This is a genomic window from Streptomyces albidus (ex Kaewkla and Franco 2022) (assembly GCF_013870515.1).
In the GTDB taxonomy this organism is placed as follows: domain Bacteria; phylum Actinomycetota; class Actinomycetes; order Streptomycetales; family Streptomycetaceae; genus Streptomyces; species Streptomyces albidus.
This window is the reverse complement of record NZ_JACBXA010000044.1, coordinates 22,620-32,276: the sequence shown is the minus strand read 5'-3', so window position 1 is coordinate 32,276 and position 9,657 is coordinate 22,620. Positions and strand designations below refer to the sequence as shown.

General features: G+C 67.8%; 9 protein-coding genes. 4 read left to right on the top strand and 5 right to left on the bottom strand.

Features of this window, described 5'->3' with window-relative positions; translation table 11 throughout:
• From H5J26_RS10325 to H5J26_RS10310, 4 genes are all read right to left on the bottom strand, one after another.
• A partial coding sequence (locus tag H5J26_RS10325) for an ATP-binding protein (protein WP_181765470.1) occupies positions 1-1,118 on the bottom strand: 1,118 nt, incomplete at its 3' end.
• A gap of 254 nt (positions 1,119-1,372) precedes the next feature.
• Positions 1,373-1,705 carry an STAS domain-containing protein gene (locus tag H5J26_RS10320; protein ID WP_181765469.1) on the bottom strand — a complete coding sequence of 111 codons (333 nt, stop codon included), beginning with the start codon at positions 1,703-1,705 and terminating at the stop codon, positions 1,373-1,375.
• 206 nt (positions 1,706-1,911) lie between these two features.
• A complete protein-coding gene (locus tag H5J26_RS10315) occupies positions 1,912-2,760 on the bottom strand; it encodes a 3-hydroxyacyl-CoA dehydrogenase family protein (protein ID WP_181765468.1) in 849 nt (282 codons plus the stop codon).
• Between the two features lie 187 nt (positions 2,761-2,947).
• On the bottom strand, positions 2,948-3,631 hold the full coding sequence (locus H5J26_RS10310) for a TetR/AcrR family transcriptional regulator (protein ID WP_181765467.1): 684 nt from the start codon (positions 3,629-3,631) through the stop codon (positions 2,948-2,950).
• Positions 3,632-3,714: 83 nt separating this feature from the next.
• On the opposite strand from H5J26_RS10310, the gene H5J26_RS10305 reads away from it, so the two are divergent.
• From H5J26_RS10305 to H5J26_RS10290, 4 genes are all read left to right on the top strand, one after another.
• Positions 3,715-4,542, top strand: a complete 828-nt coding sequence (locus H5J26_RS10305) for an ABC transporter ATP-binding protein (protein ID WP_181765466.1) — start codon at positions 3,715-3,717, stop codon at positions 4,540-4,542.
• A gap of 19 nt (positions 4,543-4,561) precedes the next feature.
• Complete coding sequence (locus H5J26_RS10300; RefSeq protein WP_181765465.1) at positions 4,562-5,317, top strand: ABC transporter permease; 756 nt, start codon at positions 4,562-4,564, stop codon at positions 5,315-5,317.
• Positions 5,318-5,529: 212 nt separating this feature from the next.
• Complete coding sequence (locus tag H5J26_RS10295; protein WP_181765464.1) at positions 5,530-7,215, top strand: APC family permease; 1,686 nt, start codon at positions 5,530-5,532, stop codon at positions 7,213-7,215.
• Between the two features lie 88 nt (positions 7,216-7,303).
• The gene (locus tag H5J26_RS10290; protein ID WP_181765463.1) at positions 7,304-7,876 is read left to right on the top strand and encodes a cob(I)yrinic acid a,c-diamide adenosyltransferase; all 573 of its coding nucleotides are present in this window, start codon (positions 7,304-7,306) and stop codon (positions 7,874-7,876) included.
• 15 nt (positions 7,877-7,891) lie between these two features.
• Here H5J26_RS10290 and H5J26_RS10285 read toward each other — a convergent pair whose 3' ends face one another.
• The gene (locus H5J26_RS10285) at positions 7,892-9,058 is read right to left on the bottom strand and encodes a glycoside hydrolase family 3 N-terminal domain-containing protein (protein WP_235980600.1); all 1,167 of its coding nucleotides are present in this window, start codon (positions 9,056-9,058) and stop codon (positions 7,892-7,894) included.
• Between the last annotated feature and the right edge of the window lie 599 nt (positions 9,059-9,657).

Here is a 9,657-nt window from a genome sequence, read left to right as displayed (position 1 = left end):
TCGATGAAGTCCGCTCCCTCGGGGACGGAGTCACGGAAGCCGGTGGAGAGGCAGTAGTGGTGCGCGGCGGTACGGGCACGGGCGTCGGCGCCGTCCGCGTAGCCCGCGGCCTTCAACTGCTCGCTGACACCGGCAACGAGCCTGTGGTGGTGCGCTCCGGCCGGGGCGGCAAGACCGGCTCCGACCAGTTCCGCCACCGCTTCGCCCGCCTGCGGATCGCCGACGAGCGGCGGCAGATGGGACGAGTGCGGGACCTCGCCGCCGAGGGCGAGGGCGAAGCGCAACGTCTCGCGTGCGTTGGGCGAGAGCCTGTCGGCGATCAGCGATCGCCAACCGCCGTCCCTGCGGCTGCTCAAGTCCTCCGCACCACCGGTCCGCAGGAGCGCGCCCGCCTGCACGAAGCGCAGGGGCAGTCCTTCCGCGGAGCCTTCCGTGGCGAACCAGAGGTCGCCGGCCGTGTCCGTCTCCTCGTTCGTGAGGGGACGCCGTACGGCATGTTCGAGCAGTTCCAGACAGCCGGTGCGGCTGAGGCCGCCGATCTGGACTTCTTCCACGTGGACGTCGGCAGAGGGGGAGGCGACGTCCGGTGTGGCAGCCAGAAGGAAGGCGCATTCGGGGGTGGCGGTGAGGAGTTCGTCGAGCGCCTCACCGCCGAAGGCGAGGTCGTCGACGATGACTACTGCACCGACGCTGCTCAGCGCCGCTCGCATCTCTTCGTCGGACGGTCGCCGGCGGGGTGCGTCGTGCACCGCGTGGAAGAGCTCCTGCAGCAGGTCCGCGGACGTGCGGCGGTATCCGTTGAGTCGCACCACACCGTCCGGGGCGAGCCCGGCCACGTCCTCGGCGACGGCGTCGAGGAGAGTGCTGCGCCCGGAGCCCGACGGGCCGGTCAGTCTTATCGAGCGTCCGCGGGCGAGCTGCCGTGCCAGGTTCTGGCGTTCCTCGTCACGCTCGAGCATGGGTATCGCGAACGCCCCGGCAGGGGTGCCGCCCGTGGGGGTGGCGGCTGTGCCCTGCGTCGGCCGTTCGTCCGGGGTCAGTTTCCGGGGCTCGCCCGGCAGTTCGGCCAACGGGCAGGGCTCGATCTCGCTGCCGTCGACCGGGTTGATCGTAAGCATGTGAGGGCCGGTGACCAGGCGCACCGGCCCGGCTGGTCTCACTTCGTCGATGTGGCGGTGGCGCCGATTGCGCTCACCGCCGTGCTCTGTGTTGTCGCTCTGAACCATGGTGGGTGCCCCCAGTAGCTGCGGTACGAGCACGCCCCGCCTCGTGGTCGGCTTCTCCCGTCGCAAGGTCGGTGCGAACGGCAGCTCCGGGCGCTGCTCCCGGCACAGTATTACCAAGTGGCCAAGACCTGAACCGCCCTGTCACGTCAAGGCTTGGTGAGAATCTGCGCCGCGGAACCCGTGACACCGCTTTCGATGGCCAGGATCCGGTGGAGACGAGTGGCCACCAACAGCCGCTGCATCTGCGGAGGTACGTCACGCAGCACGAGCCTGCGGCCACATCGGCCTGCTCTGCGGTGTGCTCCCATGATGACGCCCAGCCCTGTGGCGTCCCATGAGTCGAGTCCGGCCAGGTCGAGCACCAGATCGCCGTCGCCGGAGTCGACGGCGGTGTGCAGGACCGTACGGGCGTCCGCCGCGCTCCGGACATCGAGGCGACCCCCGACGGCCAGCGTGGCGTGGTCGCCCCTGATATGCATAGCTGCTCCCCGGATATGTGACTGCGCTGTCCTCGTACCCTTATTTCTGGATGTCTCAGTACAACTGACTGCGATCACCGCAATCTGGTTGCCGTCCGTGCTCGAACCGATACGGAAATCACCCTCGCGGGCGAAGCCGTGTTGAACGCGCCTGCGTTGGCACGGTCTGTCGATTTCGTGTTGTCGCGGGATGTGCGTCGTTCGTGTCAGTGCTCGTAGTAGCCGCGGCCGCTCTTGCGGCCGATGTCGCCCGCGTCGACCATCCTTCGCATCGACTCCGGAGGCGCGAACTTCGTGTCCTGCGACTCGGTGTAGATGTTCTCGCTGGCGTGCAGCAGGATGTCGACGCCGGTCAGGTCCGCCGTGGCGAGCGGCCCCATGGCGTGGCCGAAGCCCAGCTTGCAGGCCGTGTCGATGTCTTCGGCGGTGGCCACGCCGGACTCGTGGAGCTTCGCCGCCTCGACGACGAGCGCGGAGATGAGCCGGGTGGTGACGAAGCCGGCCACGTCGCGGTTGACGACGACGCAGGTCTTGCCGACCGACTCGGCGAACTCACGTGCGGTGGCGAGGGTTTCGTCGCTCGTCCGGTGCCCGCGTACGAGCTCGCAGAGCGCCATCATCGGGACGGGCGAGAAGAAGTGCGTGCCGACGACCCGTTCGGGGCGCTCGGTTGCCGCAGCGATCTTGGTGATCGGGATGGCGGAGGTGTTGGAGGCGAGGATCGTCTCGTCCTTCACCAGCGTGTCGAGCCTGCTGAAGATCTCGCGCTTGACCTCGATCTTCTCGAAGACGGCTTCGACGACGACGTCCGCGTCGGCGGCGGCGTCCATGTCGGTCGTGGTGGTGATGCGCTCCAGGGCGGCCTGCGCGTCGGCGGCTTCGAGCTTGCCCTTGCTCACGAACTTCTCGTACGAACGCTTGATGCCGTCCGTGCCACGGGTGAGCGCCTCGCCTGTCACGTCGCGCAGGACCACGTCCCAGCCCGCCTGGGCCGAGACCTGAGCGATACCGGACCCCATGAGCCCGGCACCGATGACGGCGAGCTTCTTCGCCACGACTGCCACCTAGCCTTGCCTTCACTTGAACGCCTGTTGGGCGGACATTAGCGCCTTACAGAGATCTTGTGGCGGCGAAGAGACACGCGTCACGTCTCACATGGCGGACATCACACCGGCGGCGTCCGATCCGCACGGCTTGGCCGAGTTCGCACGGTGCGCACCCCTGCGCGACCTCGCATGCGTCTCATCCCCCGGGCCTGACCGCGTAGTTGAGGAGCGCGTCGGCGACGAGGGACTCGAAGGTGTCGATGCGGCGCAGGGCCGCCCGCACCACCTCGTCCGTGGACTCCCCGTCGGCGACCCCGCGCGTGGCTTCCCGGAAGACGACATTGCCGATGTGCACCAGTTGGTGGGCGACGAGCTCCGGCGTGGGGTCGTCCTCGGCGGCAGAGACCTCCTCCCGCAGGGTCAGCGCGAGCTGATCGGCGGTGCGCTGCTGCATCAGGAAGAGCCGCGCCATCAGCGAGGGGGCCTCCTGGATGCAGCGCATGAAGGCGTCGTAGCCCTCCACCACACCGCCGTACAGGTTCCGCTCGGAGACGTCCTCGCGGAGGCGGCTGAGCACCGCGTGCGCAGCGGAGTCCCCCGGGCCGCGCTCCCGCACGATCCGCGAGGGACGGCTCGTCATCTCCTCGGCGCGGTCGAAGAAGAGGTCCTCCTTGGCCGGGAAGTAGTTGTAGACGGTGTTGACGGAGACGTCGGCGCTGTCGGCGATCTCGGCGATCGTCACCGCGGCGAAGCCGCGCTCCAGCATCAGCCCGGTGGCGATGTCGGAGATCCGCTGCCGCGTCTCACGCTTCTTGCGCTCCCGCCGGCCTTCCGTCTGCGCGCCGTCGGTGGCGCCCGAGCCGCTTCCGTCACTGACCATGCGGTCATCCTAGGCGCGTCTTTGCATCCTCTGAAAACTTGGAGTCATTGCAAAATTTAAGAGAGTCTGTTTTTGTGACCGCCATGACTACCGTCCTCCAGACCTCAGGACTGACACGCACCTTCCGCACCAGGAACGAGACGGTCGAGGCCGTGCGCGGCATCGAACTCGACGTCGAGAGCGGCGAGATCCTCGGCTTCCTCGGGCCGAACGGCGCAGGGAAGACCACGACGCTGCGCATGCTCACCACCCTCCTGGTCCCCACCGCGGGCACCGCGGTCGTGGCGGGGCACGACCTGGTGCGGGACGCGGCGGGCGTGCGCAGGAAGATCGGATACGTGGCGCAGTCCGGGGGTGTCGACCCTCAGGTCTCCGTGCGCGAGGAGCTGGTCACCCAGGCACGCCTCTACCGCATCCCCAAGGCCGAGGCAGTCGCCCGCGCCGAGGAACTCGCCGCCGGGCTCGGCCTGACCGGCTTGCTGGACCGCAAGTGCGCATCGCTCTCCGGCGGGCAGCGGCGACGCCTGGACATCGCCATGGGGCTCACGCACAAGCCCGAGATCCTCTTCCTCGACGAGCCGACGACCGGACTCGACCCCGGCAGCCGGGCCGACCTGTGGGCACTGATCCGGCGGCTCAACGACGAGCAGGGCACGACCGTCTTCCTCACCACGCACCACCTCGACGAGGCGGATGCTCTCGCCGGGCGTCTCGTGGTCGTCGACAAGGGAAGGGTCGCCGCCGAGGGCACCTCCGAGATGCTGCGCAGCCGGTACGGCGGCCGTCCCGGCGCCACCCTTCAGGACGCCTTCATCTCGATCACCGGGCACGGCTCCCCCGAGGAGGACGCTGCCGAGAACGACGCAGAGAACACCACTGAGAACGACGCCGACGCACCGATCACGGCCTGAAGGAACGGGGAACACACTGATGCCTCACCTGCTCGGCGACACCGGCGTCATCTTCGGGCGCTACGCGCGGCAGACGCTCGGCTCACGCGTGGCGCTGCTGTTCGGACTGCTGCAGCCGCTGCTCTTCCTCGTGCTCTTCGGGCCGCTGCTCGAAGAGGTGCCGCTCGGCGGCAGCGGAGACTCCTGGCAGATGCTCGTGCCCGGTCTGCTCGTCCAACTCGGGCTGTTCAGCTCGGCCTTCGCCGGCTTCGGGATCCTCATGGAGAAGCACGCGGGCGTGATCGAGCGCATGCGCGTCACCCCTGTGAGCCGCCTGGCCCTGCTGCTCGGCCGGATCCTTCGCGACGTCGCCCAGCTGCTGGCGCAGGCGCTCGTGCTGGTGGTCGTGGGGCTGGTGTTCGGCCTGCGCGCGCCGGTCGCGGGAGTGCTGATCGGGTTCCTCTTCGTGGGAGTGCTCGCGATGTCACTGGCGTCCCTGTCGTACGGGCTCGCCATGCACGTGGGCACCCCGCAGGAGTTCGCTCCTGTCGTCAACGCCGTCAACCTGCCCGCGATGCTGCTGTCCGGGATCCTTCTGCCGATGACCCTGGCGCCGGACTGGCTCGACGCGGTCTCGCACTTCGTGCCGTTCCGGTACCTGGTGGACGCCGTGCGGGCTGCGTTCGTCGGGGACTACGGGGACGGAAAGGTGGCGCTGGGGGCGCTCGTAGCCGTCCTGTTCGCGGCTGTGTCCATGGCGCTGGGCTCACATGTCTTCCGCAGGGCGGGCGCATGACCACCACGACTCCGTACGTTCCATACATCACCCCATGACCGGAATTCCGGCGAACATCTTCGCGCCCTTCTCCCAAGGTTCTCCCATGAAATAGCCCGCGCACCTGGACAGATTCGGGGCGGCGCGCGCACCCTGCTGTGGTTCCGCAGAGCCGGGTAATCGATTCCGGCACTTCGGGTAAGCACGTCGCAGTGACAAGAGGAGGCCGAAACATGGCCGTCGACACCAGCCCCGAGGCACCACTCCACGAGGGCGGCGACGACAGAAAACTCAAACGCGAATTCGGCACCGTCGGGCTGCTGTTCACGGCGGTGGGATCGATCATCGGTTCCGGATGGCTCTTCGGCGCCCTGGACGCCGCTCAGCTGGCCGGCCCCGCGGCCATCATTTCGTGGGCCATCGGAATGGTGATGTTCGTCATCATCGGCATGACCTATTCCGAACTGGGCACGATGTTCCCGCACTCGGGCGGCGTCGCACGCTATCCACACTATTCTTTCGGCTCGTTCACGAGTTTCTCCATCGGCTGGGTCACGTGGATCGCCGCCGCCGCGGTGTCGCCCGTGGAGGTGCTGGCCGTCGTGCAGTACTCCACCAACTACGTCCCCTGGCTGCAGCGCATCCAGGCAGGTGAGGCCGTCCTCACCCCGGCGGGCACGCTCGTGTCGGTCCTGCTGATGGCGGTCTTCGTGATCGTCAACTTCTTCGGTGTGCGCTGGTTCGCCCGTATCAACAACGTGCTGGTGTGGTGGAAACTCGCCGTCATCGTCGTCGTCATCGCGGTGTTCTTCGGCTTGAGCTTCCAGCCTGAACACCTCACGGCGCCGGAACTCGGCGGCTTCGCCCCGTACGGTTCGCAAGGAGTCTTCTCCGCCGTCGCGACGGCGGGCATCGCGTTCTCCTTCTTCGGATTCCGCCAGGGCGTCGAACTCGCCGGTGAGACAAGCAACCCCAAGCGCAATGTTCCGCTGACGCTCATCGGTTCCGTCGTCATCTGCGGCATCATCTACATCTTTCTGCAGATCGCCTTTCTCGGTGCCGTACCGACGAGTGCGATCAAGGCGGAGGGCTGGCAGGCCGTCGGTGAGCACTTCAGTTCCCACGGTGATGTGCTGGCTACATTCGGTCCACTCGCAGCGATTGCGGGCATCCTCGGAGCGGTTTGGCTGGCCGGCATTCTCTATGCCGACGCCATCATCTCCCCCGGCGACACCGGCCTCATATACGCCGGCGTCACGGCCCGTATCTCCTATGCGATGGGACGCAACGGAAACGCACCCGAGGGGCTCTCGAAGGTCAACCGCACCGGTGTCCCCTGGGTCAGCCTCATCCTGGCGTTCCTCGTCGGCTGCTTCTTCTTCCTGCCGTTCCCCGGCTGGAGCAAGCTCGTCGAGTTCGTCACGAACTCGACGGTGCTCTCCTTCGGTTGCGGTCCGATCGTCCTGCTGGCGATGCGCAAGCAGATGCCGGAGCACGAGCGGCCGTTCCGGCTCGGCGACAAGTGGGTGTGGGTCATCGGCTTCCTCGCCCTGTGGTCCACCAACCTGATCGTGTACTGGACGGGCTGGGACACCAACTGGAAGCTCTTCGTCGCGATCATCCTCGGATACGGGCTGATGGCCGTGTACCACAAGGTCGCCAAGAGGCCGACGCCTCCGCTGGACTTCAAGTACGGCTGGTGGCTGCTGGTCTGGTACGCCGGGCTCGCGCTCATCAGCTACCTCGGCGACTACCCCGAGCAGGAGGCGAAGGCCGGCAACCTCGGCCTCCTCGACTTCAACCTCGGCGCCGTGGCCACGCTCGGACTCACCGCGCTCGTCCTCTGGCTCGCGCTGCGCAACGCGCTGCCGACCGAGCGGGTGCGGGCGATCCTGGAGGATCAGGACGCACGTCACTGAGCGGAACCACCCGTGGGACGGGGCGGGCTCCGGCGTCGGTACGCCGTGGGCCCGCCCCGTCCTGTGAGGCACCGTCTAGTCTCGACGCATGGTCAATCTGACGCGCATCTACACCCGCACCGGCGACACCGGCACCACCGCCCTCGGCGACATGAGCCGCACCTCCAAGACCGACTCCAGGATCGGGGCCTACGCGGACGCCAACGAGGCCAACGCCGCGATCGGCGTGGCTCTCGCGCTCGGCGAGCTGCCGGAAGACATCGCCAAGGTGCTCGGGCGCGTCCAGAACGACCTCTTCGACGTGGGCGCCGACCTGGCCACGCCCGTCGTGGAGAACCCGGAGTTCCCGCCGCTCCGCGTCGAGCAGAGCTACATCGACAAGCTCGAAGGCGACTGCGACACCTACCTGGAGGAGCTGGAGAAGCTGCGCAGCTTCATCCTCCCCGGCGGCACACCAGGCGCCGCCCTGCTCCACCAGGCGTGCACCGTCGTACGCCGTGCCGAACGCTCCACCTGGGCCGCTCTCGACGAGCACGGCGACGCCATGAACCCCCTGACGGCGACGTATCTCAACCGGCTCTCCGATCTCCTTTTCATCCTGGCCCGCTCGGCCAACAAGGAGGTCGGGGACGTGATGTGGGTGCCGGGCGAGAACCGCTGAGCCGGGGGCCGGGGCTCAACGGCAGTCGAGGAGCCCCGCCTTGCCCTTCGCCTTCAGCACACGCTCCGCGTCGGCCTCAACCCGGGCGCGGAACTCCGCGTCGGCACGGGCGCGTTGGAGCACCGCGCCGACCATCTCCGGCAGCTTCGAAGCGTCGACGCTGAGCGCCACGGTTCCTCCCGCCGTGAGGAAGCGGAGCGCCCGCTCGCCCGGCGGGACGTCCTCGACGGCCGCCGCCGCGCCCAGGTCGTCGGAGACGATGACGCCGGTGAATCCGAGGTCGTCGCGGAGCATGCCCGTGAGCACGGTGGAGGAGAAGGTGGCCATCTCGTCCGGGTCGATCTTCGTGTAGCGCGCGCTTGAGATCATCACCATCGGCACGCCCTGACTGATCGCGGAACGGAAGGGCTGGAGGTAGGCGTCGTCCCGCGTGGTGACGTCGTCCTTCACGTCCTTGCTGTCGTCGGTGTTGCCCAACACCCTTCCCAGGCCGGAGAAGTGCTTGACCGCCGGTGCGACGCCCGCATCGGTCATGCCCGCCTGGAACGCGGTGCCGTGAGCGGCCACCGCCTCCGGCGTGCTGCCGTAGTTGCGTTCGAGGAAGCCGATGGGCTTGTTGTCGCTTCCGAGCTCCTCGGGGACGGTGTCCAGCACCGGTGCGAGGTCGAGGTTGACGCCTGCCGCACTCAACTGCCCGCCCCAGCCCTTCGCTCGGGCCCGCAGCTCGGCCGGATCGAGCTTGCCCTGCTCCACGGCCGTCGGCATCGAGTCGAACCCCGGGCCCTTCAAGTGCTGGACCTTGCCGCCCTCCTGGTCCGCGGAAACCCACAGGGGCACTCCTGTGGTGGTGGCCGCCGCCTGAGCCCGGTCGCTCACCTGTCGCGTCACCTCGACCCCGGCGCTGCTCCCGTTGGTGAGGATGACGCCGCCCAGGTGCAGGTCGCCGATCACGTCCAACTCGGCCTGCGTCGGGGCGTCGGCGTCGACGCCGCTGATGAACAGCTGGCCGACCTGCTGCTCCAGGCTCATCTCTGCCGACTCCCGTTCGGCACAGGACGAGGCGGGCGCAGCGGCCCCCTCCCCAGGCGGTGACGCCTCCGCGGTGAGCGCCAGCGGCACGGCCGCCAGGGTGACGATGCCTGCGGCGACGGCGGACGCGCGTACGGTCGGCTTCTTCAACATGCCTTCGGGGACCTCCAGTCGGCCGGCAGAACGAGGTGTCGCGCGGCAGCACGCTAGGGCCATCCGAGGCCCGCGCCCAGGGGGCTGCGCTGACAGCCCGTCACGTGACCGAACCGTTGTCGCCGCAGTCAGAGGTGCGTCCAATGGGAACCCCCGCGCGCCGCCCGGGGACCTGCGGCGACCGCCGCTCGATCCATCGGTTCTCCAAAACCCTTCGGACTGCTCCCAGTCGACTGCGGAGCGTCGCGGTGGGAGATCTTCAACCGCCTTCTGAAATGACCAGGAGTACGCAAGGGAAGGCTTTCTGCAACCGCAGTCGGCTGCCTTGCGAGAACCGTGATTCCCGCATTTAAGGTCTACTTAAGATTAATTTGAGCCTGCACTGAGGTTTTTCGCTCCCCGGCAATCTTGAGGAGCACCAGAACCCCTCTCCGTTGCAGGTCAGGGGCGTACAGGTTTTTGCAATGCGCATTGCTGAGACAGTTTTTCCATAACGTCGCTAACTCTGGATAAGAGGGGTGAAAGGGACGTGCCGCATTGCCTGGTCCGGGCATTGCGCGAACACCGCCGTGAGACCTGCCCCACATTCGGGGGCGCTG

Bases quoted from the DNA above. Each gene is read 5' to 3' on its own strand.
- H5J26_RS10320 (WP_181765469.1), bottom strand. From the start codon at position 1,705: ATGCATATCAGGGGCGACCACGCCACGCTGGCCGTCGGGGGTCGCCTC.
- H5J26_RS10310 (WP_181765467.1), bottom strand. From the start codon at position 3,631: ATGGTCAGTGACGGAAGCGGCTCGGGCGCCACCGACGGCGCGCAGACG.
- H5J26_RS10305 (WP_181765466.1), top strand. From the start codon at position 3,715: ATGACTACCGTCCTCCAGACCTCAGGACTGACACGCACCTTCCGCACC.
- H5J26_RS10300 (WP_181765465.1), top strand. From the start codon at position 4,562: ATGCCTCACCTGCTCGGCGACACCGGCGTCATCTTCGGGCGCTACGCG.
- H5J26_RS10295 (WP_181765464.1), top strand. From the start codon at position 5,530: ATGGCCGTCGACACCAGCCCCGAGGCACCACTCCACGAGGGCGGCGAC.
- H5J26_RS10290 (WP_181765463.1), top strand. From the start codon at position 7,304: ATGGTCAATCTGACGCGCATCTACACCCGCACCGGCGACACCGGCACC.
- H5J26_RS10285 (WP_235980600.1), bottom strand. From the start codon at position 9,058: ATGTTGAAGAAGCCGACCGTACGCGCGTCCGCCGTCGCCGCAGGCATC.